The 22,597-nt window shown below is 73.7% G+C and carries 26 protein-coding genes; 15 read left to right on the plus strand and 11 right to left on the minus strand.

Annotated elements, in window-relative coordinates; genetic code table 11:
- The first annotated feature begins 50 nt into the window (after nucleotides 1–50).
- Complete coding sequence (locus IE244_RS30230) at nucleotides 51–1,343, plus strand: ROK family protein (protein WP_191876734.1); 1,293 nt, start codon at nucleotides 51–53, stop codon at nucleotides 1,341–1,343.
- A 143-nt stretch (nucleotides 1,344–1,486) separates the two neighbouring features.
- Here the strand turns inward: IE244_RS30230 and IE244_RS30235 are convergent, their stop codons facing one another.
- Both IE244_RS30235 and IE244_RS30240 read right to left on the minus strand, forming a co-directional pair.
- Nucleotides 1,487–1,663, minus strand: a complete 177-nt coding sequence (locus IE244_RS30235) for a hypothetical protein (protein WP_191876843.1) — start codon at nucleotides 1,661–1,663, stop codon at nucleotides 1,487–1,489.
- A 21-nt stretch (nucleotides 1,664–1,684) separates the two neighbouring features.
- Entirely contained in the window at nucleotides 1,685–2,716 is a 1,032-nt protein-coding gene (locus IE244_RS30240) for an SDR family oxidoreductase (protein ID WP_191876735.1), read from the minus strand.
- A 173-nt stretch (nucleotides 2,717–2,889) separates the two neighbouring features.
- Here IE244_RS30240 and IE244_RS30245 point away from each other — a divergent pair, with 173 nt between their 5' ends.
- Nucleotides 2,890–3,768, plus strand: coding sequence for an alpha/beta fold hydrolase (locus tag IE244_RS30245; RefSeq protein WP_191876736.1), 879 nt, complete (start codon nucleotides 2,890–2,892; stop codon nucleotides 3,766–3,768).
- A 237-nt stretch (nucleotides 3,769–4,005) separates the two neighbouring features.
- Here the strand turns inward: IE244_RS30245 and IE244_RS30250 are convergent, their stop codons facing one another.
- Together IE244_RS30250 and IE244_RS30255 are read right to left on the minus strand one after the other, a co-directional pair.
- A complete protein-coding gene (locus IE244_RS30250) occupies nucleotides 4,006–4,662 on the minus strand; it encodes an HAD family hydrolase (protein WP_191876737.1) in 657 nt (218 codons plus the stop codon).
- A gap of 52 nt (nucleotides 4,663–4,714) precedes the next feature.
- Nucleotides 4,715–5,755 carry a PHP domain-containing protein gene (locus IE244_RS30255; RefSeq protein ID WP_191876738.1) on the minus strand — a complete coding sequence of 347 codons (1,041 nt, stop codon included), beginning with the start codon at nucleotides 5,753–5,755 and terminating at the stop codon, nucleotides 4,715–4,717.
- 162 nt (nucleotides 5,756–5,917) lie between these two features.
- Here IE244_RS30255 and IE244_RS30260 point away from each other — a divergent pair, with 162 nt between their 5' ends.
- Nucleotides 5,918–6,703 (plus strand): SDR family oxidoreductase, encoded by a 786-nt coding sequence (locus IE244_RS30260; RefSeq protein ID WP_191876739.1) that lies wholly within the window; start codon nucleotides 5,918–5,920, stop codon nucleotides 6,701–6,703.
- A 189-nt stretch (nucleotides 6,704–6,892) separates the two neighbouring features.
- Nucleotides 6,893–7,138 carry a hypothetical protein gene (locus IE244_RS30265; RefSeq protein WP_191876740.1) on the plus strand — a complete coding sequence of 82 codons (246 nt, stop codon included), beginning with the start codon at nucleotides 6,893–6,895 and terminating at the stop codon, nucleotides 7,136–7,138.
- Between the two features lie 9 nt (nucleotides 7,139–7,147).
- On the opposite strand, the gene IE244_RS30270 is transcribed toward IE244_RS30265, so the two are convergent.
- Entirely contained in the window at nucleotides 7,148–8,383 is a 1,236-nt protein-coding gene (locus tag IE244_RS30270; RefSeq protein ID WP_191876741.1) for a lectin, read from the minus strand.
- A 101-nt stretch (nucleotides 8,384–8,484) separates the two neighbouring features.
- Complete coding sequence (locus IE244_RS30275) at nucleotides 8,485–9,117, minus strand: VanZ family protein (protein ID WP_191876742.1); 633 nt, start codon at nucleotides 9,115–9,117, stop codon at nucleotides 8,485–8,487.
- Between the two features lie 252 nt (nucleotides 9,118–9,369).
- Between IE244_RS30275 and IE244_RS30280 the strand changes: the two genes are divergently transcribed.
- From IE244_RS30280 to IE244_RS30305, 6 genes are read left to right on the plus strand one after another with little or no spacing between them, the layout of a single operon-like run.
- Nucleotides 9,370–9,564 carry a hypothetical protein gene (locus tag IE244_RS30280; RefSeq protein ID WP_031172398.1) on the plus strand — a complete coding sequence of 65 codons (195 nt, stop codon included), beginning with the start codon at nucleotides 9,370–9,372 and terminating at the stop codon, nucleotides 9,562–9,564.
- The gene (locus tag IE244_RS30285) at nucleotides 9,561–10,013 is read left to right on the plus strand and encodes an MrpF/PhaF family protein (protein WP_191876743.1); all 453 of its coding nucleotides are present in this window, start codon (nucleotides 9,561–9,563) and stop codon (nucleotides 10,011–10,013) included. Before IE244_RS30280 ends, IE244_RS30285 begins: the two co-directional genes overlap by 4 nt.
- 21 nt (nucleotides 10,014–10,034) lie before the next feature.
- Nucleotides 10,035–10,310 carry a Na(+)/H(+) antiporter subunit B gene (locus tag IE244_RS30290; RefSeq protein WP_191876744.1) on the plus strand — a complete coding sequence of 92 codons (276 nt, stop codon included), beginning with the start codon at nucleotides 10,035–10,037 and terminating at the stop codon, nucleotides 10,308–10,310.
- Nucleotides 10,307–11,044 (plus strand): MnhB domain-containing protein, encoded by a 738-nt coding sequence (locus IE244_RS30295; protein WP_191876745.1) that lies wholly within the window; start codon nucleotides 10,307–10,309, stop codon nucleotides 11,042–11,044. Before IE244_RS30290 ends, IE244_RS30295 begins: the two co-directional genes overlap by 4 nt.
- A 7-nt stretch (nucleotides 11,045–11,051) precedes the next feature.
- Nucleotides 11,052–11,402 carry a sodium:proton antiporter gene (locus tag IE244_RS30300; protein ID WP_191876746.1) on the plus strand — a complete coding sequence of 117 codons (351 nt, stop codon included), beginning with the start codon at nucleotides 11,052–11,054 and terminating at the stop codon, nucleotides 11,400–11,402.
- The gene (locus IE244_RS30305; protein WP_191876747.1) at nucleotides 11,402–13,174 is read left to right on the plus strand and encodes a complex I subunit 5 family protein; all 1,773 of its coding nucleotides are present in this window, start codon (nucleotides 11,402–11,404) and stop codon (nucleotides 13,172–13,174) included. Before IE244_RS30300 ends, IE244_RS30305 begins: the two co-directional genes overlap by 1 nt.
- Here IE244_RS30305 and IE244_RS30310 read toward each other — a convergent pair whose 3' ends face one another.
- The gene (locus tag IE244_RS30310; protein WP_191876748.1) at nucleotides 13,175–13,834 is read right to left on the minus strand and encodes a DUF4230 domain-containing protein; all 660 of its coding nucleotides are present in this window, start codon (nucleotides 13,832–13,834) and stop codon (nucleotides 13,175–13,177) included. It lies immediately after the preceding gene.
- A 156-nt stretch (nucleotides 13,835–13,990) separates the two neighbouring features.
- Between IE244_RS30310 and IE244_RS30315 the strand changes: the two genes are divergently transcribed.
- Nucleotides 13,991–14,938: a ribose-phosphate diphosphokinase gene (locus tag IE244_RS30315; protein WP_191876749.1), complete on the plus strand. Its 948-nt coding sequence runs from the start codon at nucleotides 13,991–13,993 to the stop codon at nucleotides 14,936–14,938.
- Between the two features lie 3 nt (nucleotides 14,939–14,941).
- Here IE244_RS30315 and IE244_RS30320 read toward each other — a convergent pair whose 3' ends face one another.
- Together IE244_RS30320 and IE244_RS30325 are read right to left on the minus strand one after the other, a co-directional pair.
- On the minus strand, nucleotides 14,942–15,322 hold the full coding sequence (locus IE244_RS30320) for an anti-sigma factor antagonist (RefSeq protein ID WP_191876750.1): 381 nt from the start codon (nucleotides 15,320–15,322) through the stop codon (nucleotides 14,942–14,944).
- Between the two features lie 142 nt (nucleotides 15,323–15,464).
- Nucleotides 15,465–16,415: an NADP-dependent oxidoreductase gene (locus tag IE244_RS30325; protein ID WP_191876751.1), complete on the minus strand. Its 951-nt coding sequence runs from the start codon at nucleotides 16,413–16,415 to the stop codon at nucleotides 15,465–15,467.
- A gap of 71 nt (nucleotides 16,416–16,486) precedes the next feature.
- Between IE244_RS30325 and IE244_RS30330 the strand changes: the two genes are divergently transcribed.
- Nucleotides 16,487–17,455: a GlxA family transcriptional regulator gene (locus IE244_RS30330; RefSeq protein ID WP_191876752.1), complete on the plus strand. Its 969-nt coding sequence runs from the start codon at nucleotides 16,487–16,489 to the stop codon at nucleotides 17,453–17,455.
- 44 nt (nucleotides 17,456–17,499) lie between these two features.
- Here the strand turns inward: IE244_RS30330 and IE244_RS30335 are convergent, their stop codons facing one another.
- Together IE244_RS30335 and IE244_RS30340 are read right to left on the minus strand one after the other, a co-directional pair.
- The gene (locus IE244_RS30335) at nucleotides 17,500–19,134 is read right to left on the minus strand and encodes an amidohydrolase (protein ID WP_191876753.1); all 1,635 of its coding nucleotides are present in this window, start codon (nucleotides 19,132–19,134) and stop codon (nucleotides 17,500–17,502) included.
- A 20-nt stretch (nucleotides 19,135–19,154) separates the two neighbouring features.
- Nucleotides 19,155–20,657 carry an APC family permease gene (locus IE244_RS30340; protein ID WP_191876754.1) on the minus strand — a complete coding sequence of 501 codons (1,503 nt, stop codon included), beginning with the start codon at nucleotides 20,655–20,657 and terminating at the stop codon, nucleotides 19,155–19,157.
- Nucleotides 20,658–20,783: 126 nt separating this feature from the next.
- Here IE244_RS30340 and IE244_RS30345 point away from each other — a divergent pair, with 126 nt between their 5' ends.
- The 3 genes from IE244_RS30345 to IE244_RS30355 are packed head-to-tail and all read left to right on the plus strand — an operon-like array spanning nucleotide 20,784 to nucleotide 22,455.
- Nucleotides 20,784–21,503 (plus strand): TetR/AcrR family transcriptional regulator, encoded by a 720-nt coding sequence (locus IE244_RS30345; protein WP_191876755.1) that lies wholly within the window; start codon nucleotides 20,784–20,786, stop codon nucleotides 21,501–21,503.
- Nucleotides 21,504–21,547: 44 nt separating this feature from the next.
- Complete coding sequence (locus IE244_RS30350) at nucleotides 21,548–22,012, plus strand: pyridoxamine 5'-phosphate oxidase family protein (protein ID WP_191876756.1); 465 nt, start codon at nucleotides 21,548–21,550, stop codon at nucleotides 22,010–22,012.
- 50 nt (nucleotides 22,013–22,062) lie between these two features.
- Nucleotides 22,063–22,455: a VOC family protein gene (locus IE244_RS30355; RefSeq protein WP_191876757.1), complete on the plus strand. Its 393-nt coding sequence runs from the start codon at nucleotides 22,063–22,065 to the stop codon at nucleotides 22,453–22,455.
- Nucleotides 22,456–22,597 lie beyond the last annotated feature (142 nt).

Consider the following 22,597-nt stretch of genomic DNA (forward strand, 5'->3'; position numbering starts at 1 on the left):
CGCCCGAAGGGGTATGTTGCAGGTCGGACACGGTTCGTGAAGGGAGCCGCATGGCGGGGTGCAACGGGCGCACGGTACGCGACCTCAGGCGGGGCAACCGCGCGGCCGTGCTGCGGAAGCTGTACTTCGACGGTCCCCTCAGCCGGTTCGAGCTGGGCCCGGCCACCGCTCTGAGCAGCGGCTCGGTCAGCAACGTGGTCGCCGACCTGATCGCGGACGGCCTGGTCGAGGAGGCCGGCAGCGTCGACTCCGACGGCGGCCGGCCCCGCACCCTGCTGCGCGTCGCCCCGGACAGCGGACAGATGATCGGCGTCGACGTCGGCGAAACCCGCGTCCGCGTCGAGCTGTTCGACCTGGCCCTGACGGAACTCGCCCGCACCGAACGCCGGCTGACCCCCCAGGGACGCTACGACGTCGAGGTGATCACCGGCCACATCCGCGACGGCATCGCCGAGGTCCTCGGCGCCCGACAGGCCGCGCCCGAGCGGCTGCTCGGCGTCGGCGTCGGCGTTCCCGGCATCGTCGAGCACACCCCGGACCGGGGCGCCGTCGTGCACGGCCAGACCATCGGCTGGGACGCGGTCCCGCTGGAGCGGCTGCTCCGCTCGCAGTCCCGGCTGCCCGACGAGATCCCGTACCTCATCGACAACGGCGCCAAGACACTGGGCCAGGCCGAGATGTGGTTCGGGGCCGGACGCGGCGCCCGCAACGCCGTGGTCGTGCTCTTCGGCTCCGGCGTCGGCGCCTGTGTGGTCACCCCCGAGGTGGAGCACGGGCGGGCCGTCGAATGGGGTCATCTGACGGTACGGGTGCGCGGACGCCGCTGCCGCTGCGGCGCGCCCGGCTGCCTGGAGGCCTACGCGGGCGCCGAGTCGCTGCTCGCCCGCTGGCGGGAGGAGGGCGGACGGCCGCCCGAGGACACCGACGAGGAGACGGCGCTCACCGCGATGCTCGCCGCCGCCTACCCGCCCCCGGGCACCGGGCCCGACCCGGTCGCGCTGGCCGTCCTGGAGGAGACCGCCGAGTACCTCGGCGCCGGTCTGTCGGACCTGGTCAACCTCTTCCAGCCCGAGCGGATCCTCATCGGCGGCTGGGCCGGGCTGCAGCTCGGCAGCCGCTTCCTGCCCGCCGTACGGCGCCACGTGGCGACGTACGCGCTGCGCCATCCGGCCGACAGGGTCACCATCGACCTCGGCCGGCTCGGCTCCGACGCGGTCACCGTCGGCGCGGCGATCCTGCCGCTGGCCGAGTTCTTCGCCAGCGGGGGGCACCGCCCCGAACGGGTCACGGATGACCCCGCACCCGCGTGGCGAACGGCACTTCGGCAGCGGACGCCGCGCTGAGGCCGATGGGCCACCAGAGGTGAGAGGCGCCGCTCGTCCGTGGCGCCGTCGTGACAGGTCGTGCCCGCGTCCCCCGGGAGCCGGTGCGGCGGCGGTCGTCGAGCCGCCGTGGCAGCGAGCGCCACGATCCGGCCACCGCTGCCTCAGGCCGTCGGTTCGTCCGCGTCCGGCGCGTCGGCCGCCGGGACCGCGTCGTCCTCGGGCTGCTCGTCCGGCGTGACCTCCCACGGGTCCTCGCCGGCGCCCGCCTGCTGGTCGGGCATGTCCCTCGGCACCGGACCGTTGTCGCGGTCCGGCTCGGGTTCCTGTGGTGCCGTCATGATGTGCTCCCCTCGGCCCGCTCAGCCGACCTTGTGTCCGCGCATCGGCTCGGTGTCCATCCCCGCGCCCTTCTGCAGGCCGTCCAGGAACTCCCGCAGCACCTCGGTCGCCGAGCGCCGCGGCTGCCAGCCCAGCTCGGTGTGTGCCCGGCCGCAGTCCATCAGCGGCAGCCGGAGCACCGCGTCGAACAGATGGGGCGAGGCCGGGAGCAGGTGCAGCCCCCAGGCCGCGGCGAGCGCCGACCGGGCCGCCGCGCGGGGCAGCCGTACCGGGCGGCTGCCCAGCAGCTCAGCGAGCACACCGGCGTCGAGCGGTGGGTCCGCCGCGAGGTTGAAGGCGCCCCGCGCGCTGTCCGAGGCCACCGCGAGCCGGTAGGCCTCCGCGGCGTCGTCCGTGTGCAGCGCCTGCACCCTGAGCCCCGGGACGTCCGGCAGGAACGGCAGCAGCTCCGGCCGGGCCAGCGGCCCCGGCAGGAAGCGCCCGCCGAAGATCCGCCGCTGTTCGCTCGCCGACTGCCACTTGAACAGGAACGCCGGGCGCATCCGTACCACCCGCACCTCGGGATGGTCGCGCTCGAACACGTCCAGTGTGCGCTCCAGATAGGCCTTCTCCCGGCAGTACGCGGCGTCGGGCCAGCCGTGCGTCGGCCAGGACTCGTCCACCGCGTGGTCCTTCGGACCCGGCGAGTACGCGCCCACGGAGGAGGCGTGCACCAGCACCGGCACGCGCGCCGCGGCGACCGCCTCGAACACCCGGATCCCGCCCAGCACATTGGTGCGCCAGGTGGCCGCCGGATCGTGCGTCGGCTGGAAGGCCCAGGCCAGATGGACCACCGCGTCGGCGCCCTCGAACCGCTCCGCGAGGCCGGCCTGCGCGGAGGCGATGTCGACCGCGGCCCACTCGGTCCTCGGCGGCGACCACTCGGGGGTGCGCCGGGCCAGTCCGCGCACCGACTTCACCCCCGGATCCTCCGAGAGCAGCCGCACCACACTCGTGCCGACATTGCCGGTGGCGCCCGTCACCACGACCCTTATGCCCGCTGCGCTGCTCACCTTCGGCTCCTCTCGGCCGACGCTTCGGCGGACGGCCGGGTACCCGGGGCCGGGCGCGCGCACACCCCGGCATGACGCCACAGGTAATCGACCCGTGCGCGCACCGCGGGGAGTATCGAGGACGTCAGCGACCGAGCCGCGTCGCACCTGGTCCACCGCCCGAGGAGGCACCCATGCCGTACTTCGAGAGCCCCGTCGACGGTACCCGTCTGCACTACGTCGACCACGGTCCCGCGACCGGGCCCGTCGCCGTCTTCGTCGCCAGCGCGTACGTGGGCCACGAGATGTGGGAGTACCAGATGCTGCCCCTCGCGGAGGCCGGTCACCGTTGCGTCGCGCTGGACCGGCGCGGCCACGGTCGTTCCGACGACGCCTGGTCCGGCTACGACCTCGACACCCTCGCCGACGACCTGAACGCTCTGCTCGACCACCTCGACCTGCGCGAGGTCACCCTGATCGGCCACTCGGTCGGCACCGGCGAGGTGGTCCGCTGTGTGACCCGGCACGGTCTCGCCCGCGTGGCCCGTCTCGCCCTCGTCGCGGGAGTCAGCCCGGGCGTCGTCCGCTCGCCGGGCACCCCGGACGGCGTGGACCCGGAGGCCGTGCGGGCCGACGACGAGGTGTTCCGGCGGGACCGGGCCGCGTACTTCAGCGCTCTGGCCGACGACTTCTTCGCCGCCCACCTGCCCGGCAACCAGATGTCCCCGGCCTATGTCCGCTACCTGGTCGACCGTTGTCTGAGCGCCACCCCGCGTGCCGCGAACGGCGTCCGGGCCGTGGTGGCCGCGCTCGACCTGACCGAAGAGCTGCCCGCGGTGGATCTCCCGGTACTGGTGGTGCACGGCACCCATGACACCTCCGCGCCGCTCGCGCTCACCGGCGAGCGCGTGGCCCGGCTGGTGCCCGACGGCATCCTGAAGGTGTACGAGAACGGCGGGCACGGCCTGTTCGCCACGCACGCCGCGCGGCTGACCGCCGATCTGCGGGAGTTCCTCGACGCCGGGGCCGCGCGGGCCGCGGACACGGTCGGCGCCGCCGCGGCCGGCCGCTGAACACGAAAGAGCCCCGGCCGTGACGGGGGAATCACGGCCGGGGCGGTCCGGTGGTGGGCACGGATGGCGGTCGCCTCTCGGCGAAAGGCTCCACAGGGCTTCAGCCGAACGATCGTCCCTGTGGGCGGAAGGTGAGGCCCGGGGACTCTGTCCCATCCGTACCCACGGTTGGTTCAACGGGCAACCACCCTGGGGTGGTCCGGTGGGCCAGGTGACCCGCGCCACCCTCGGTGGTGCTCAGGCCAGCGGACTCCCCTCGAGTCGTCCGAGCAGGTCGGCGGGGTCGGCGTAGACCGCCTCGGCCCCGGCCTCCGCCAGGTCGGCGCGGGGGATCCCGCCGCACAACACGCCCAGGCAGCGCACCCCGGCCGCGCTGCCGGCCCGCATGTCCCACACGGTGTCCCCGACGAACACCGCCTGCGAGGCCGGGGCCCCGGCCAGTTCCAGGGCGAGTTCCACGGGCTCCGGGGCGGGTTTGCCCTCCCGCACGTCCTCCGCGCCGGCGATGTCCGTGATGGCGTCGTCGGCGTCGATCGCGCGGCGCAGCGCGCCCAGCTCGGCGCCGCTCGCCGAGGTGGCGAGGACGACCGTCCAGCCGTCGCGGTGCAGCCGGCGCAGCAGGTCCCCGGCCCCCGGCAGCGCGGGCAGCCGGTCCATGTACTGGCCGTACAGGGCCTTGTGCGCGGCGCTCAGCCCGGCGTCCCGGTCCGTGTCGCGGTCGTCGCCCAGCAGGTGGGCGATCAGGTCCGTGGAGGGGAGGCCGACGGCCCGGTGCACGGCGTGCATGGGCACGTCGTGACCGGCCTGGCGGAAGGCCTCCCACCAGGTGACGACGTGCAGGTGGTTGGTGTCGACGAGGGTCCCGTCGACATCGAAGACGGCGGCTCGCTGCATCCCGGCTCCTTCCCTGGCGCCCGCTCGCACCCGGGTACCACGCCGAGCCGGGTCAGGAACCCGTCGCCCGCGCCGGCACCCGTCCCTCCCGGGTCCAGGCCAGCAGCTCATCGGCGGACCAGGTGGTCACCACCCGCTCGGGCGGCACCCCGCACTCCTCGGCCCGGGCGCAGCCGAGGATCTGCCAGTCCAGCTGGCCGGGCGCGTGTGCGTCGGTGTCCACGGAGAACAGCACCCCCGCGGCCACCGCCCGGCGCAGCAGCCGGCGGGGCGGGTCCAGCCGCTCGGGGCGGCTGTTGATCTCCACGGCCGTACCGGACTCGGCGCAGGCGGCGAACACCGCGTCCGCGTCGAACTCCGACTCCGGCCGGCCCCGTCCGGTCACCAGCCGCCCGGTGCAGTGCCCGAGCACGTCGGCGTGCGGACTGCGCACGGCGGCCACCATCCGGCGGGTCATCGAGCGGGCGTCCATGCGCAGCTTGGAGTGCACGGACACCACGACCACGTCCAGCCGCCGCAGCAGCTCCGGCTCCTGGTCCAGCGAGCCGTCGTCGAGGATGTCGCATTCGATGCCGGTCAGCAGCCGGAACGGCGCCCACCGCGCGTTCAGTTCCGCCACCACGTCCAGCTGCTCGCGCAACCGCTGCGGCGACAGGCCGCGCGCCACGGTCAACCGGGGGGAGTGGTCGGTGAGGACCGTCCACTCATGGCCCAGCGCGGCCGCGGCCCGCCCCATCTCGTCGATCGGGCTGCCCCCGTCGGACCAGTCCGAGTGGGTGTGGCAGTCGCCCCGGATCAGCGCCCGCAGCTCCGCCCCGGGCCCCGACGCGGGCGCCGCACCGGCCTCCTCCTCCAGCTTGCGCAGATACCCGGGCACCTCCCCGGCCAGCGCCTCCCGCACCACCTGCGCGGTCTTGGGGCCCACCCCTTTGAGCGCCTCCAGGGTCCCGGCCTCCGCCCGCTCGGCGATCTCACCCTCGGGCAGTGCGGCCAGGGCCCGGGAGGCGTGCCGGAAGGCCTTCACCCGGTACGTGGGCGCCATGGCCCGCTCCAGCAGAAAGGCGATCCGGTCGAGAGCGGCGACGGGATCCATGCAACCAAGGTGGCACGAGACGCCCCGACGGGGCGCGCGGAACCGCGCGACAGGCCACGACGCACCCGCGGCCCGCGGTGCTCCTCACACCCGCGGCCGACGCCCGTTTGCCCACCCCGCCCCGGGGTACTGCGATGCCCACCGCGGCTGAGGAGGTCGGCCATGCCAGGCGCAGCGATCGTCACCGGCGCAGACAGCGGAATCGGCCGGGCCACCGCCGTACGCCTGGCCGAAGCGGGCCTGGACATCGGGATCACCTGGCACACCGACGAGAAGGGCGCCGAAGGAACGGCGGAGGAAGTGCGCCGCGTCGGCCGCCGCGCGGCCGTGGCCCGACTGGACCTCACCCGCCTGCCCGAGGCCGCCGACACGATCGACGAGCTCTGCGGCGCGCTCGGCCGTGTCGACGTCCTCGTCAACAACGCCGGCACGGGCACCATGACGCCCTACCTGGACCTGACCCTGGCGGACGTGCGCCGCGTCCTGGACGTCGACCTCGTCGGCCCGTTCCTGTGCGGGCAGCGGGCGGCCCGGCGGATGATCCGGCAGGGCGACGGCGGCCGGATCGTCAACGCCTCCGTGCACGAACACCAGCCCCGTGTCGGTGCGGCCCCGTACTGCGCGGCCAAGGGCGGACTCGGTCTGCTCACGCAGGTGATGGCGCTGGAGCTCGCCGAGTACGGCATCACCGTGAACGCGGTGGCACCGGGTGAGATCGCCACGCCGATGACCGGCCAGGAGGACATCGACGTGCACACCGAGCGCCGGCCGGGCGTGCCGCTCGGGCGGCCCGGCGACGCCCGTGAGGTCGCCGCGGTGATCGCCTTCCTGGCGAGCCCGGACGCCTCGTACGTCACCGGGGCCTCCTGGAGCGTCGACGGCGGCATGCTCCGGATGGGCCCGCAGGCCGGATCGCACCTGACCGGCGACGACTGGCGGCGTCCCTGAGCGGGTGCGGCCGCGGGCCACGGCGACGGGCACACCCGGGACGGCGAGACCTGCGGTCCGACGACATGCTCCGTGAGCACGTCACCCGCCGCCGCGACGAGATCACGTTCGGCCACCCGGCCAAGGGCGGCACCGGGACGGCTCCGGTGGATGACCCGTCGGCGCGCGTTGCGTTCTACCCTCGATGGCATGACCGAACAAGCAGCTCCCCACATCTCCCATCCGCGGGTTCTGGTTCTCGGTGTGTGCCCGGGCAGGCCGGGCGAGCCGCCGTTCCGGATCATGGAGATCGACGGTCAGGTGGTCGGTGAGGCCAGGACCGTCACCGACGTGCTGGAGGCGGCCGCGTCCTACGGCATCACCATCCACGACCTGGACGATCCGGACGTGGTCCGCTTCGTGGGCGGTGACAAGTACACCTGGACCCTGCGCTGAGCCGACGCCTCAGCCGACCGTCCACTTCTGGTTGGCGCCGCCCGTGCAGCTCCAGATCTGCAGCCGGGTCCCGTCGGCCGCGTTGTTCCCGGTGACGTCGAGGCACTTGTTCGCCTGCGGGTTGACGATGTCGTGCGCCCCGGTGACGGTCCACTTCTGGTTGGGACCGCCGGTGCAGTCCCACAGCTGGACGGCCGTGCCGTCCGCCGTGCCGTTGCCGGTGACGTCCAGGCACTTGCCGAGCGCCCGGACGGTGCCGTCCGCGCCGACCGTCCACGTCTGTGCGGCGGTGCCGTTGCAGCCGTAGAGCTGGACCGGTGTGCCGTTCGCGGAGTTCGCGCCGGCCACGTCCACGCACTTGCCGGCCAGGCCGCGTATCGGGGCGCCGGACGCGCTGTCGCTCGTCGTCACCGACACCGAGTCCACCACCAGCTGCTGCGGGAACGCGGTGCCGGCGTCGGGGTCGCCGGGCCAGTAGCCGCCGACGGCCAGGTTCAGGATCAGGAAGAACGGCTTGTCGTCGAAGACCCATGTCTTCCCGCCCAGGTCGGCGGGCGTGCGCCGTTCGTAGACGTTCCCGTCCACGGACCAGGTGACCGAGCCGGGCGCCCAGTCCACGGCGAAGGTGTGGAAGGCGTCCGCGAAGGCCTGTCCGTTCGGCAGCGTGTAGGCGGCGCCGATGCCGCCGGAGCCGGAGTAGCCGGGGCCGTGGATGGTGCCGTGCACGGTCGAGGGCTCGAAGCCGACGTTCTCCATGACGTCGATCTCGCCCGAGTCGGGCCAGTTCACGGGGGTGCCGAGCATCCAGAACGCCGGCCACATGCCCTGGCCGCGCGGGATCTTCATCCGTGCCTCGACATGGCCGTACCGGGCGGTGAACTTCCCGGCCGTGTTCAGCCGGGCGGAGGTGTACTGGCAGCTGCCGTACCAGCACTGGTAGCCGGCCGGGTTCTCCTTGCGGGCCGTGATCACCAGATGGCCCTGGCCGTCCAGGGCCGCGTTCCCCGTCCCGGACGTGTAGTACTGCCGCTCGTGGTTGTTGACGTTGTCACCGGTCTCCAGCGTCCACTTCGAGGAGTCGGCCGCGGCGCCCGCGGGCCCGTCGAAGGTGTCGGAGAAGGCGGTCACGGTGGCCGCCGCCGGCGCGGTGGTCCGGGCGCGCGCCGGCCCGACGGCGGCGGAGCCGACCAAGGCGGCGGACAGGGCGGCGAGAAGGCATCTGCGGAGCAGGCGTGAGGAGGCCATGGCTCTCCGTTCGGCGTGGGGGGCGATGAGATGCCTCTTGATTTAAGGAGTGAGATAAGCCGGCGTCAATACCCTGGTACAGACCTGTAGCTGACTGGCCATCAGGTCTCTGGATGGCGTACGCGCCGGTGCACCGCCCGCCCGAGCCGCCGTCCCAGCAGCAGCCAGCCGAGCAGCGCCCCGGCCGTGTTGAGCAGGACGTCGTCGATGTCGAAGGCCCGCCCGGTGACCAGCGCGCCCTGCGTCAGCTCCACCATCAGCATCACGAGCGCCGTGAGCGCAAGCACCGGGAGCACCCCTCGGGCCCGCGGCGCGAGGACCGGTACCAGCACCCCGAACGGAACGCCGAGGAGCACGTTCCCGCCGATCTGCCGCACCGCGTCCGCCGTCCGCGCCTGCTCCACATAGGCCCGCAGGGAGCGGCCGGGGTGCAGGTTGCTGTGCGTCAGATGCACCGAGGCCGGCGACGGTTCCAGCGTGATCCTGGCCAGGGCGACGGCGAACGCCACCATGCACACGAAGGCGACCAGCATCGCCAGCAGCCGCAGGGGCAGGGCGAGCGCGTGCCGCGTGACCGGCGGACGGCCTCGACCGTCCCGCTCCCGGGGCGGGCGCAGGGCGGCGGGCAGCCGGGAGGTGAAGCGGCTCGTACGGTCGTTCGGTGACCGGGTGTCTGGCTGCCGCTTTCCTGGCAGGCGCAGTACGGCGGGCAGATGCCGCACGGTACGGGCCATGTCGTCCTCCGGGTGGTCCTTCGGTCCTCAACTTCCCTGGGCCCTAAGGCGGTTACCCGGCAACCGGCCCGGAATGCCACCGCCCGGACCGCTCCGGGCGCACGGCGGCGTTTCCGTTCACGCTCCCGGGGCACTCCGGCTGCGGACCCGCGTGCCGCCGCCCCGCCGCGGGCCGGCGGTGCTTGGATGCCCCGAGCGGCATCTCGGACATATCGCCGCACACGGGAACGGAGCGGACCGAGGAGGTGGGCGATGACGCCGCGTACGGCCCCGCGCACGGCCCTCCTCGCCCTCGCCGAACTCCTGGCCTGGTGGGGCGCGCTGGCACTGCTGTGGCTGGTGCTCATCACCTCGGTCGACACCCTGGAGCGGATCGTCGGGGCAGGCGCCGCGGCCGTCGGGGCGCTGCTGGCCCGGGCCGGCCGGCGGGCGGTGACGTGGCGGTGAACGGCTGGATCCTCGCGGCCACCGTCTGCCTGGGCGGGGGAGGGGCGGCCGCCCTGTGGGGCGTCACCACCGGCCCGCCGGCCCGCCGCGTCGTCGCCCAGAACATGACCACCTCGGCCCTGTGCCCGGCCCTGCTGCTGCTCTCCCAGGGCTACGGCCGCCCGGCCTACGTCGATCTCGCCCTGCTGCTCGCCCTGCTCGGCCCGGTCGGGACACTCGTCTTCGCCCGGCTCCTCGGCGACGACCTGGAAGGCGGGCGGCCGAGCGCCTGGGGGCTGACCTGGACCGCCGCCGGCCTGAGCGCGGTGGTCGTGGCCGCCGTCTGCGCCGCCACCGGCCCCGGCCGGGCGATGGTGAAGCTCCTGGTCGTCGGCGCCCTGCTGATCGCCGGCAACGTGATCGCCTCCCGGGCGCTGTCGGGCGGGTTCCGGGGGGTGCGGGGTGGCTGAGACGTTCCCGGGAGGTGCGGCGTGAGCGATGCCGTGATCGTGGTGGCCCTGCTGCTGACGGCCGCGTCCGCCACCGCGGCCGTGGCCCAGCGCGACCCCGCCCGCCAGGCGCTGGTGCTGTCCGTGCTCGGGTCCGTGCTGGCCGTGCTGTTCACCGTGCTCCAGGCCCCGGACGTCGGCCTGTCCCAGCTGGCCGTCGGGGCCGCCCTGACCCCGCTGCTGATCATGCTGAGCGTGCGCAAGGTCAGGCGCCGCGGCCGTACGCACGACGCTGCCGCGAAGGACGGTGCCCGGTGAACCGGCTGCGGCTCGTCCTGCTGGCCGTCGGCGGCACCGGCCTCGCCGCCCTGCTCGTCGCCGCCTGCCTCGGCCTGCCCGGCTTCGGCGGCCGGAGCCACCCCTACGGCGCCCGGGCCGTGCACGCCTCCCTCACCCGGCACACCGCCAACACCATCGCCTCGGTCAACTTCGACCAGCGCGCCTACGACACCCTCGGCGAGATGAGCATCCTGTTCGCCGCCGTCCTCGGCTGCGTGGTGCTGCTGCGCCAGGCCCGCGACGAGCACCGGGCCCAGCCGCAACCCGCCGAGGTGGCCCGGCCGGTCCGCCGCTACGCCCTGATCGTGCTGCCCGTCGCCCTGGTCACCGGTCTCTACGTCGTCGCCCACGGCCAGCTCAGCCCCGGCGGCGGCTTCCAGGGCGGCGTCGTCGCCGCGACCGCCCTGCACCTGCTCTACCTCGGCGCCGACTACCGCGCGCTGGAACGCGTCCGCCCGCTCGCCGTCTTCGAGACCTCCGACGCGCTCGCCGTCTCCACGTACCTCGTGCTGGGCGCCGCCGGGGTCCTGGCGGGCACCTCGTTCCTCGCCAACACACTGCTGCCGTACGGCACCTTCAACACGCTGTCCTCCGGCGGCACCGTCCCCCTGCTGAACGCGGCCGTCGGCATGGAGGTGGCGAGCGCGGTCGTCGTCCTGCTCGCGAACTTCCTCGACCAGGCCGTCGAGATCGAGGAGGAGCACGGGAGTTGAGAACACCATGATGCACGTCCTTCCCTACCTGGTCGCCGCCTACATCTTCCTGACCGGCTGCTACGGCCTCGCCACCAGCCGCAACCTCATCCACGCCATCGGCTGCCTCGCGGTGTGCCAGTCCTCCACCTATGTGCTGCTGCTGGCGGTCGGATACCAGGACGGCGCCACCGCACCGGTCTTCTCCGACCTCCGGCCCGGTTCCCGGCCGGTGGTCGACCCGGTGGTGCAGGCGCTCACCCTCACCGACATCGTCGTCGGCGCCACCGTGACCGCGCTGCTGCTCGCCCTCGTCCTGCAGATCGCCAAACGGCACGGCACGGTCGACCCCGACGAACTGCGGGAGTTGCGCGGCTGATGCACCACCTGCTTCCCCTGCTCGTCGCGGTCCCGCTGCTCGGCGCCGCCCTGCTGGTGGCCGTCGGACACCGTCTGCCGAGGATCGCCGCCGAGATCACCGGCTTCGTGGTCAGCGGTGCCACGGCCGCCCTCGCGCTCGTCCTGCTGCTGAACTCCTCGCCCCCGATGGTCGAGTGGGTCGGCGGCTGGCTGCCCGTCGGCGGCGAGAGCGTCGGCATCGTCGTGGTCGGCGACGGCCCGGCGCTCGGCATGGCCGCGCTGGTCTCCCTGCTGACGCTGGCGGCCCTCGCCTACTCCTGGCGCTACTTCGAAGAGCCCCCGCGCGGCCACCGCGGCGCCTTCACCGCGCTGATGCTCGCCTTCCAGGGCGCGATGTGCGGGTTCGCCATCGCCGGCGACCTGTTCAACGCGTTCGTGTTCTTCGAGCTGATGAGCGTCACCGCGTACGCGCTCACCGGCTACCGCATCGACGACGCGAAGGCCGTACAGGGCGCCCTGACCTTCGGCGTCGTCAACTCCCTGGGCGCGTACGCCATGCTCCTGGGCATCGGCCTGCTGTACGCCCGTACCGGCGAGCTGTCCATGGCGAAGATCGGCCGCGGCCTCGACGCCGCGGCCGGGCACGGCGGACCGGACGCGCTGGTCCTCGCCTCCTTCGTGCTGGTCCTGACCGGACTGCTGGTGAAGGCGGCCGCGGTGCCCTTCCACTTCTGGCTCCCGGACGCGCACGCCGTCGCCCCCACCCCGGTCTGCATGCTGCTGTCCGGGGTGATGGTGGAACTCGGCGTCTACGGCGTCTGGCGGGTGTACGGCACCGTCTTCGCCGGGCCCGGCGGCATCCCCGCCGCCGACCTGACCCGGGCCCTGGTGACCCTCGGCACCCTCACGGCCGCGACCGCGGCCGTCATGTGCTGGTACCAGCGGCACATCAAACGGCTCCTGGCCTACTCCACCGTCGCCCACACCGGTCTGTTCCTGGTGGGGATCGGCGTCCTGACCCCGGAGGGTGACGACGGGGTCGCCCTGTACATCATCGGGCACGCCGGGGTGAAGGCCGCGCTGTTCGCCTGCGCCGGCGTCCTGCTCGACCGGTACGGCAGCGTCGACGAGCACACCCTGCACGGCCGGGCCCGCGAACTGCGGACCACCGCGGTGCTGTTCGCCGTGGGCGCCCTCGGTCTCGCCGGCCTGCCCCCGTTCGGCGTCGCGCTCGGCAAGGCGGTCACCGAGGAGGCGGTCGGCGGCCCGCTCACCGCGGTGTACGTGGCCGCCTCCGCGATCACCGCGGGTGCCGTGCTGCGGGTCACCGCCCGGGTGTTCCTCGGCCTCGGGCCGCGCCCGCAGGACGCCGACTCCGACCTGGAGACCAGCGGAGCCGGTGAGGAACCCGAGACGGCCGGCCTGCTGAGCCGGATCCCGGACACCATGACGACGGTGCCCGCCCTGCTGCTCGCCGCCGCCTTCGCCGTCGGCGTGGGTCCCGGCTTCGGCGACCTGGTCGCCCGCTCCGTCAACGAGGCGGGATCGGGCGGCGCCCACGCCTCGGTCCACTGGACGCTCCCCGGAGTCCTGCTGGGCCTCGCCTCCACCGCGCTGGCCGTGGCCCTCGGCGGGCTCGCCGTGACCCGCCCGCACTGGACCACCGCCCCCGACTGGGCCAGGCCCCTCAGGCGCCTGCAGTCCGGCCACGTCGGCGACTACGTGGCCTGGCTGCTGATGGGCGCCACGGTGCTGGGGGCGCTGGCCCTGCCGGGGGTGCTGGGCGGCTGATCAGCGCGCCGGGGTGCCGTAGGAGATGTGCACCCGTGTGAAGCCGAGGGAGCGCAGCAGTCCCTGGAGCATGGCGGTGGTGTTGGCCTCGGCCCGGGCGGTCAGCCCGCTGTCCCTGGCCGCTTCGCCGATGTGCCGGACGGCGAGTTTCTGCACGGCCTGCTCGCTGTTCGGATTGTCCGAGAACAGGTCACCGAGCCGGTCCAGCAGCCCGCGCTGTTTGGACACGGCGTAGGAGCGGTCGGGGTCGAGGGCGGGCCTGCCGAGCCGCGCGTGCGGCAGCCGGAGGGTGGCGGACGTACGGTCGGCGTCGACCGACACGTCCTTCTCGCCGACCTGGCCGAGGTCGACGTACGCGTCCACCGTGCCCGCCCCGACGTACAGGGTGCGGGTGCCGCGGATCGCGTCGGGCAGGAACTTCGCGTCCTTCTCCAGATCGACCACCACCTGGAAGTTGCCCGAGGCGGCGTCGTAACGGCTCATGTCCTGGACGGATGTGAGGAGCGCGGGTCCGGAACGGTCGTGCGTCTCGGTGCCGAACAGGTCCTTGACGCCGGGCAGTACGGCCAGCCGGATCCCGGCGAACAGCACGGCGAGCACCAGGACGAGCGCGGCGACGGCCTGGGCCCAGCCGGGCAGGCGCCTGACGGAAGTCGTCATCGCGACGGTCCTCCTTCCTGCTGTCCGGATGCCCGCCGACAGCGCCCCCCAGACCCGTGCGTCGACGCAATCGCACGCCTGACGTACGCGCCGGGACGGCGGACGGCGTCAGTACCATGACGGTCCAGCCCGTGACGGTTCTGCGAGGAGCGGATCGTGCGAGACATCGCCGTCTTCAGCGGCAGTGCCCACCCCGACCTGGCCCATGAGGTCTGCGCCCACCTCGGGGTGCCGCTCAGTCCGACCCGGGTCAGCCGGTTCGCCAACGACTGTCTGGGGGTGCAGCTTCAGGCCAACTGCCGGGAACGGGACGTGTTCCTGATCCAGCCGCTGGTCCGGCCGGTGCAGGAGCACCTGGTGGAGCTGCTGCTGATGTGCGACGCCGCCCGCGGAGCCTCCGCCGGCCGGATCACCGTCGTCATGCCGCACTACTCCTACGCCCGCTCCGACAAGAAGGACGCCCCGCGGATCTCCATCGGCGGCAGGCTGGTCGCCGATCTGCTCGTGGCGGCGGGCGCGGGCCGGGTGCTGGCCATGACCCTGCACTCCCCGCAGGTGCACGGCTTCTTCTCGGTGCCGGTCGACCATCTGAACGCGCTGCGCGAACTCGCCGCCCACTTCCGGAAGTACGACCTGACGCGCACCACGGTGGTCTCACCGGACCTCGGCAACGCCAAGGAGGCCGCCGCCTTCGCTCGGCTCGTCGGGGCCCAGGTGGCGGCCGGCGCCAAACAGCGGTTCGCGGACGACCAGGTGCGCATCAGCTCGGTCATCGGCGATGTCACCGGGCGGGACGTGATCGTGCTGGACGACGAGATCGCCAAGGGCAGCACCGTGCTGGAACTCCTCGGCAGACTGCGTGAGTCGGGCGTGCGGTCGGTCCGGGTGGCCTGCACGCACGGGCTGTTCGCGGCCGGCGCGCTGAAGCGGCTGAGCGAGCAGCCGGACGTGCTGGAGATCGTCTGCACCAACACCGTACCGGTCCCCGCGGACGCGGAGCGCACGGACAAACTGCGGGTGCTCTCCATCGCCCCGGCCCTCGCCGAGGCGGTACGGCGCATTCACAACGGTGAGTCGGTGAGCGCCCTGTTCGAGCAGTCGTAGCGCTCACAGCGAGCCGGACGCGGCTCCGGACCGGGCCAGGGCCGCGTCCAGCGTGGGATGCGGGGGCAGCAGCCGGGACAGCCCGGTGACCCGGAAGACGCGCAGGGTCAGCGGGTGCGTGCACACCAGGTGCAGCTGCCCGCCGCCGCCCAGGACCCGGGAGCGGGCCCGGTACAGCAGCCGCAGCCCCGAACAGTCGAAGAACTCCACCGGCCGCAGGTCGACGACGACCCGGGCACCGGGCCGGCCGGTGACCCGGTCCAGCGACGGGCCGATCTCCGTCGCCGCGACGAGGTCGATCTCGCCCCGCAGCTCCAGGACCGTGTGCTCCCGGTGTTCGTACACACGCAGGTGACGGGTGAACGGTGCGGGCTCGTCTCGCACGACGGCATCACCTCCCACCCGTGCCCGGACGTCGGTCTCCCGATCGTCAAGTTACCCTCGATGGAAGGAATTTGAGCATGTTCGATTGACATATGTCTTGGAGTTTGGCGCTAGTCGATCGTCGACCGCGCCGAGCTGCCCGTCAGTCGACCAGAAGGACCAGCTTCCCCGTGGTCCGTCCGGTGTCGCCCACTTCGTGCGCCTTCGCCGCGTCGGCCAGCGGGAAGGTCCCGGCGATCGTCGCCTTCAGCTTCCCCGACTCCGCCAGCTCCGCGACCGTCCGCATCCCGGCCCGGTCGGCGTCCACCAGCATGCGCACCGCCCGCACCCCGAGCCGCGCGGCCTCGTCGTGGAACTCCCGCGAGCCCACCGGCAGGATCGACACCACGACACCGCCCGGCCGCAGCACCTTCAGCGAGTCGACCGAGGTGTCCCCGCCGAGCGTGTCCAGGACGACGTCCACGTCCCGCACCGCCTCCGTGACATCGGTGGACCGGTAGTCGACCGGCTCGTCCACGCCGATCTCCCGCAGGAAGTCGTGCTTGGCGGCGCTGGCCGTGCCGATCACGTACGCGCCGCGCGCCTTGGCGATCTGCACGGCCACGTGACCGACCCCGCCCGCCGCCGCGTGGATCAGCACCCGCTGCCCGGGCCGCACGTCCGCGTGCTCGGTCAGCGCCTGCCAGGCGGTCAGGGACACCAGCGGCAGCGCGCCCGCCTGGGTGTGGTCGATCGCGGCCGGCTTGTGCGTCAGGGCGCGGACCGGGGCGATCGCGTACTCGGCGTGCGAGCCGTGGCCGAAGGGGTAGGGCAGCATGCCGAAGACCTCGTCGCCGGGCTGGAAGGCGGCCACGCCGATCCCGGTCTCGGCCACCTCTCCGGAGAGGTCCCAGCCGAGGACGAACGGCGGCTCGCCCAGGAACCCGCCGGTGGCCCGGTGCTTCCAGTCGGTGGGGTTGACCCCGGCGGCCCGCACCCGGACCAGAACCTCGTTCGGACCCGGCTTCGGCCGCTCCACCTGTACTTCCTTCAGGACCTCGGGACCGCCGAGGACGTCCTGGCTGATGGCTCGCATCGTGTTCACATCGCTCATGGTCACCCAGCCTGCCCGGCTTCGCGCCTCCGGGAAATGGCATGATTGCCAAGCTTCGCTAGGATCGTGCCATGCATGACATGGAGCTGCGCACCCGGCCGCCGGAGCGGGTGGTCGTCCTGGCGCTGGACGGCGTCTACCCCTTCGAGCTGGGCATCCCCAGTCGTATCCTCGGCGCCGCCGACGGCCACTACGAGGTGCTGACCTGCACGGTCGACGGCCGGCCGGTGCGCACCAGCGCCGACTTCACGATCGGCGTCGCCCACGGCCCGGAGCTCCTGGAGACGGCGGACACGGTGGTGGTCACCTCCATGCCGCCCGCGTACATCCCCGCTCAGCTGCCGGACGAGGTCGCCGCGGCCCTGGCCCGCATCCGCCCGGACGCCCGGATCGTCTCCATCTGTACCGCCGCCTTCGTCCTCGCCGAGGCCGGTCTGCTCGACGGCCGCCGGGCGACCACGCACTGGCAGGTCGCCGAGCTGTTCCGCCGTCGCTTTCCCCGGGTCGACCTCGACCCGGACGTCCTCTTCGTCGACGACGGCCGGATCCTCACCTCGGCCGGGGCCGCCTCGGGCGTCGACATCTGCCTGCACATCGTGCGCACCGACCACGGCAGCGAGCTGGCCAACTCGGTCGCCCGCCGCTGTGTCGTCCCGCCGTTCCGGGACGGCGGCCAGGCCCAGTACATCGAGCAGCCGGTCCCCGTCAGCGGCGCGGCGAGCACGGCCGCGACCCGGGCCTGGGCCCTGGAGCGCCTGGACGAGCCGCTCACCCTGTCCGACCTGGCCGGCCACGCCCGGATGAGCCTGCGCACCTTCGCCCGCCGCTTCGGCGACGAGGTCGGCCTCAGCCCCGGCCGCTGGCTGATCCAGCAGCGCGTCGCCCGCGCCCGGCACCTGCTGGAGGCCAGCGACCTGCCGGTGGACCGGATCGCCGCCGAGGTCGGCTTCGCCACCGGCGCCTCGCTGCGCCAGCACCTGCACGCGGCGATCGGCGTGTCCCCGCAGACGTACCGCCGCACCTTCCAGCAGGCCCGCTGAACGGCTCCGGACGCTGCGGCGGGCGACGGCGGCCGCCCGCACGCTCACCCGGCCGCGTACACCCGCTCACCCCCCACGTAGGTGAGCGCCACCGCGGTCTGCGCGATCTCCTCCGGCGGCCCGGCGAACGGGTCGCGGTCCAGGACCACCAGATCGGCGAGCGCCCCGACGGCCACCCGGCCGGAGTCGTCCAGATGGTTCACGTACGCCGATCCCGCCGTGTACGCCGTCAGCGCCTCCGCGAGGCCGAGCCGTTCCCCGGGCAGGAACACCGGCCCGGTGCCGCCCGGCTCCACCCGGTTGACCGCGACATGGATGCCCTGCAGCGGATCGGGGCTGCTCACCGGCCAGTCGCTGCCCGCCGCGAGGCGGGCGCCCGAGCGCAGCAGCGCGCCGAACGGGTACTGCCAGGCGGCCCGTTCGGGCCCGAGGAAGGGGATGGTCAGCTCGTCCATCTGCGGCTCGTGCGCGGCCCACAGCGGCTGGATGTTCGCGGTGGCGCCGAGCCGGGCGAAGCGCGGTACGTCGTCGGGGTGCACGACCTGCAGGTGCGCGAGGTGCGGCCGGGTGTCGCTCGGCCCGTTGGCGGCGCGGGCCGCCTCGACCGCGTCCAGCGCGTCGCGCACGGCCCGGTCGCCCAGCGCGTGGAAGTGGCACTGGAAGCCGAGGGCGTCCAGCTCGGTGACGTACTCGGGCAGGCGGCCGGGGTCGATGAAGCTCTTGCCGCGGTTGGCGGTGGCGCAGCCGCACCGGTCCAGATAGGGGTCGAGCAGCGCGGCCGTGTGGTTCTCGGCGACCCCGTCCAGCATCAGCTTCACCGTTCCCGCCCGGAACCGGCCGTGGCTCAACGCCGCCCGCTTCTCGGCCAGTTCGGGGATCTGCTCGGCCCCCCGCTCCCGGTCCCACCACAGCGCGCCCACCACCCGCGCGGTCAGCGAGCCGTCCCGTGCCGCCGTGCGGTAGGCCTCGGCCGGGTCGTCCATGCCCAGGAAGTCACCGACCAGGGCGTCCTGCCAGGCGGTGATGCCGAGCGCGTGCAGATGCCGCTGGGCGTGCAGCAGCGCGGCCAGGCGGTCGGCCGGTGTGGCCGGCGGGGTGAGCCGGCCCACGAGCTGCATCGCCCCCTCCTGGAGCGTGCCGCTCGGCTCTCCGGAGGCGTCCCGCTCGATCCGGCCGTCGGCCGGGTCGGGGGTGTCGCGGTCGATCCCGGCCAGCCTCAGGGCGCGGCTGTTGACCCAGGCACCGTGGTGGTCCCGGTTGGGCAGATACACCGGCCGGTCCGGCACGACCGCGTCCAGCAGCTCCTTCGTCGGCGTACCGCCCGCGAACGCCTCCATCGACCAGCCGCCGCCGAGGATCCACTCCCGCCCGGGATGCGCCTCGGCGTAGGCGCGTACGGCGGCCACGGTGTCCGCGGCGGTCGTGGCGCCGCTCAGGTCGCACTGGGCCAGCTCCAGCCCCGCCGGCACCGGGTGGACGTGCGCGTCCTGGAAGCCGGGCAGCAGCAGCCGTCCGGCGAGGTCGACCACCTCGGTGCGCGGCCCGGCCAGCTCGCGCAGCTCCTCGCCGCCGACGGCGGTGATACGGCCCCCGGTGACGGCTACGGCGGTCGCGGTACGGGCCTCGGGCGCCTCAGGGGTGAGGACGGCGCCGCCGGTGAACAGCAGATCAGCGTGCATGATGCCTTTCCTGGAAGGTGTCAGTGGGAGGTGGTGAGCAGCTCGGGCGCGTCGGCGTCGGTGCCCGCTCCGGTGTGGAAGTACGGTGACCTGCGCACCCATTTGGCATACGCGGCCACCGCGAACCCGGACACGATCATCGCGACCGGCATGAGCAGCAGGAACCAGCCGTTGTCCGCGCGCGGTTCGAGGTGGTCGGCGGACGCGTAGAAGGACCAGCCGAGGTAGCCGCCGAGGCCCAGCAGGGCCAGCGCGCTGAGCGCGGGCAGCAGCACCGCCCGCACGCCCTGGCGCCAGTCGGCCCGCAGCAGAGCGCGGAAGCGCACGGCGGCCGCCAGCGCGGTCAGCGCGTAGGACAGGGCGACGACGATGCCGACGGCGTTCACGATCGCGTCGATCATGTCGGCGAGCCGCGGGATGACCAGCGCGCCCGCCGCCACCGCGACGGCCAGCGCCCCGATCAGCAGCGTCCCGGCCGCCGGAGTCCCGTACCGGGCACTGACCTTGGACCACACCGGTCCGAGGGTACGGTCCCGGCTCATCGCGAACATGCCGCGCGCCGTCGGGATGACCCCGGCCTGGAGCGAGGCCACCGCCGAGAACATCAGCGCCACCAGCGGCAGCGCGGCCAGCGGCTGGTCGGCGAGCCGGTCCCCGTAGTACGCGAGCCCCTGCGCCCCGTGACCGGCCAGCTCCCCCGGGGACAGCACCCGTTGGAAGGCCAGGGAGCCCAGCAGGAACAGGCCGAGCATCGTGACCAGGGTGATGGTCCCGGCCCGGGAGGCGTCCTCGGGGTCCCGCACCTCCTCGTTGACCGTGAACGCGGCCTCGAACCCCCAGTAGCAGAACACCGACAGCAACAGGCCCTGCGCCAGCGCGGTCGGCGAGGGGATCGCGAACGGGTCGAACCAGGAGAGGCGGAAGGAGTGCGCTCCGGTGACGATGCCGTAGCCGCAGAACCCGAGCAGGACGACGTACTCGAAGACCAGCAGACCGGACTGCAGCCGGGCCGCCGTGCGCACACCGGTCACGGCGGTCAGGGTGACGGCGGCCAGCACGACGATGCCGACCGCCGTCGTCTGCGCGGTGGAGTCCGGGTCGAGACCGAGCGAGCCGACCCGGTGCAGGCCCGCCTCCCCGGCCAGCTGCAGCAGCGCCGAGCCGGTGACCGCCGTGGTGTAGGCGAGGAACGCCACGCTGGCCACGACGTTCACCCAGCCGACCAGGAAGCCGAGCCAGGGGCTGAGGGAACGGCCCACCCACACATAGCCGTTGCCCGCGTTCGGCTCCACCCGGTTCAGCCGCGCGTAGGCCCCGGCGATGCCGAGGACGGGCAGGAACGCCAGCAGCATGATCGCGGGCAGATGCGGGCCGACCACGCCCGCGGTCACACCGAGCCCGATGCCGATGCTGGTCGTGGCGGCCGTACTGGAGGCGGCGACGGCGACGCCGTCCACCACGCTCAGGGATCTGCGCAGCTCGGGCCGCGCGGGGGGATCCGCTCCGAAGGGGCTGTCGCTCATGGCCGGCTCTCCGCTCGCACCGCGGGGCCCTGGACGGCCCCGGTGACCGGACATGAAACTGCCCGGGCACTCCACAGGTCAACGGTGTTGTCATAAGGTGCGGGGCAACGTCCCGAGGGAGGCCCCATGACCGACCGTGTCGTCCCGCCCGCCGCCCGGCAGCGCCGCCGCCCCACCAAACAGGGCGTCGTCCTCTCCCCGGAACTGATCGTGGAGACCGCCCTGCGGCTGATCGAGGAGCACGGCGCCGACGCGCTCTCCGTGCGCCGCCTCGGCCGTGCCCTGGGCGCCGACCCGAGCTCCCTGTACCGGTACTTCCGGCACACCGACGATCTGATGCTGGCCGTCGCCGACGAGCTGATCGGCCGTACCCTGCGCACCTGGCGGCCCACCGGCGACTGGCTCGCCGACCTGCGCGACCTCGGCCTGCGGATGCACGCCGGCGCCCTCGCGCACCCGCGGGCGGCGATGCTCAGCGCCCACCGCGTCACCGGGCGCGTCCATGAGATCCAGGCCGTGGAGAGCATCCTCGGCGTGCTGCGCCGGGCGGGGTTCCCGGACCCGGAGGCGGTGCGGATCTACCACGCCTTCGTCGACCAGGCCCTCGCCTTCGGCGCGCTGGACTCCGCGGGCACCGCCCTGCCCCGGGCCGCGCGCGAGGCCGAGGCGGAGGTGTGGCGCAGCACCTACGGCCGGCTGCCCGCCGACACCCACCCGCACATCGCGGCCACCGCGTCCCGCCTCGTCGCCACCATGCGCTCCAGCTCCTACCCGGCCGCCCTCGAACTGCTCCTGACGGCCGCACGGACACACCTTGATCACGTTCGTGCGGGGACGGGGGAGTGACGGCCACACTGGACGGGATCCGTATCGTGAGGAGGCAGTACGACATGACCCCACCGCCCGCCCGCACCCCCGCGGAGCGCAAGAAGGACACGCTGCACCGGCTGGAGCACGACGTCGACGTCTGGGTCGCCACCGCCGGATCCGACGGCTCCGCCCCCTATCTCGTGCCGCTGTCCTTCGTGTGGGACGGCGCCACCCTGCTCATCGCCACCCCGGCCGAGAGCCCCACCGGACGCAACCTCGTGGCCGGCGGCCGGGCCCGACTCGGCCTCGGCCCGACGCGGGACGTCGTCATGATCGAGGGCACGGTCCAGGTGGTGACTCCGGAGGACCTGCCCGAGGAGGACGCCGAGGTGTTCGCCGGCAAGACCGGCTTCGACCCCCGTCAACTGTCCACGCGCTACCTGTACTTCAAGATCCTCCCGCAGCGCGTCCAGGCCTGGCGCGAGGAGAACGAGCTGCGCGGCCGGGAGCTGATGCGGGACGGAAGGTGGCTGCTCGCCGACTGAACGCGGCGAGCCGGGATATCCGCAGGAAGAGGACATCCCCGGGAGGAAGCATGGCAGTGGTGAAAGCGGGCGTCGTGGTGCTGGACTGCGCCGAGCCCGAGAAACTCGCCGAGTTCTACAGGGAGTTGCTGGCGGGTGAGCAGACGGGCGCGTCGGCCAACCTGGTGGAGATCCGGGGGGCCGACGGCATCCGGCTGGCCTTCCGCCGCGATGTGAACGCCACCCCGCCCAGCTGGCCGCGCCCGGAGAACTCCCTCCAGGCCCATCTCGACTTCCTGGTCGAGGACCTGGACGAGGCCGAGCGGCGGGTGGTGGGACTCGGCGGCCGGCCACTCGACACGAAGGACCCGGCGGGGCCGTACGAGGAACGCGGCTACGCCGACCCCGCCGGCCACTCCTTCACCCTGCGCCTGGTGCCTACGGCGGCCCCGAAGCAGGGCTGAGCGCGAGTCCCCCGAAAGGGGTGCGGGGAACCGCGCGACCAGCCACGACGATCCCGCAGCCGGCCGCGGACCCGGCACCCCTGCGGCGCCGCCCCGGACGGGCCCCGACGCCGCAGCCGGGCGCGGCCCGCACCCCCGCGGC

The organism is Streptomyces filipinensis, assembly GCF_014649495.1.
Taxonomy (GTDB): domain Bacteria; phylum Actinomycetota; class Actinomycetes; order Streptomycetales; family Streptomycetaceae; genus Streptomyces; species Streptomyces filipinensis.

Coding starts and splice junctions, on each gene's coding strand:
- IE244_RS30355 (WP_191876757.1), top strand. CDS start 22,063: ATGGCAGTGGTGAAAGCGGGCGTCGTGGTGCTGGACTGCGCCGAGCCC.
- IE244_RS30335 (WP_191876753.1), bottom strand. CDS start 19,134: ATGCACGCTGATCTGCTGTTCACCGGCGGCGCCGTCCTCACCCCTGAG.
- IE244_RS30270 (WP_191876741.1), bottom strand. CDS start 8,383: ATGGCCTCCTCACGCCTGCTCCGCAGATGCCTTCTCGCCGCCCTGTCC.
- IE244_RS30280 (WP_031172398.1), top strand. CDS start 9,370: ATGACGCCGCGTACGGCCCCGCGCACGGCCCTCCTCGCCCTCGCCGAA.
- IE244_RS30255 (WP_191876738.1), bottom strand. CDS start 5,755: ATGGATCCCGTCGCCGCTCTCGACCGGATCGCCTTTCTGCTGGAGCGG.
- IE244_RS30245 (WP_191876736.1), top strand. CDS start 2,890: ATGCCGTACTTCGAGAGCCCCGTCGACGGTACCCGTCTGCACTACGTC.
- IE244_RS30345 (WP_191876755.1), top strand. CDS start 20,784: ATGACCGACCGTGTCGTCCCGCCCGCCGCCCGGCAGCGCCGCCGCCCC.
- IE244_RS30235 (WP_191876843.1), bottom strand. CDS start 1,663: ATGACGGCACCACAGGAACCCGAGCCGGACCGCGACAACGGTCCGGTG.
- IE244_RS30305 (WP_191876747.1), top strand. CDS start 11,402: ATGCACCACCTGCTTCCCCTGCTCGTCGCGGTCCCGCTGCTCGGCGCC.
- IE244_RS30310 (WP_191876748.1), bottom strand. CDS start 13,834: ATGACGACTTCCGTCAGGCGCCTGCCCGGCTGGGCCCAGGCCGTCGCC.
- IE244_RS30275 (WP_191876742.1), bottom strand. CDS start 9,117: ATGGCCCGTACCGTGCGGCATCTGCCCGCCGTACTGCGCCTGCCAGGA.
- IE244_RS30325 (WP_191876751.1), bottom strand. CDS start 16,415: ATGAGCGATGTGAACACGATGCGAGCCATCAGCCAGGACGTCCTCGGC.
- IE244_RS30300 (WP_191876746.1), top strand. CDS start 11,052: ATGATGCACGTCCTTCCCTACCTGGTCGCCGCCTACATCTTCCTGACC.
- IE244_RS30250 (WP_191876737.1), bottom strand. CDS start 4,662: ATGCAGCGAGCCGCCGTCTTCGATGTCGACGGGACCCTCGTCGACACC.
- IE244_RS30340 (WP_191876754.1), bottom strand. CDS start 20,657: ATGAGCGACAGCCCCTTCGGAGCGGATCCCCCCGCGCGGCCCGAGCTG.
- IE244_RS30265 (WP_191876740.1), top strand. CDS start 6,893: ATGACCGAACAAGCAGCTCCCCACATCTCCCATCCGCGGGTTCTGGTT.
- IE244_RS30260 (WP_191876739.1), top strand. CDS start 5,918: ATGCCAGGCGCAGCGATCGTCACCGGCGCAGACAGCGGAATCGGCCGG.
- IE244_RS30230 (WP_191876734.1), top strand. CDS start 51: ATGGCGGGGTGCAACGGGCGCACGGTACGCGACCTCAGGCGGGGCAAC.
- IE244_RS30350 (WP_191876756.1), top strand. CDS start 21,548: ATGACCCCACCGCCCGCCCGCACCCCCGCGGAGCGCAAGAAGGACACG.
- IE244_RS30330 (WP_191876752.1), top strand. CDS start 16,487: ATGCATGACATGGAGCTGCGCACCCGGCCGCCGGAGCGGGTGGTCGTC.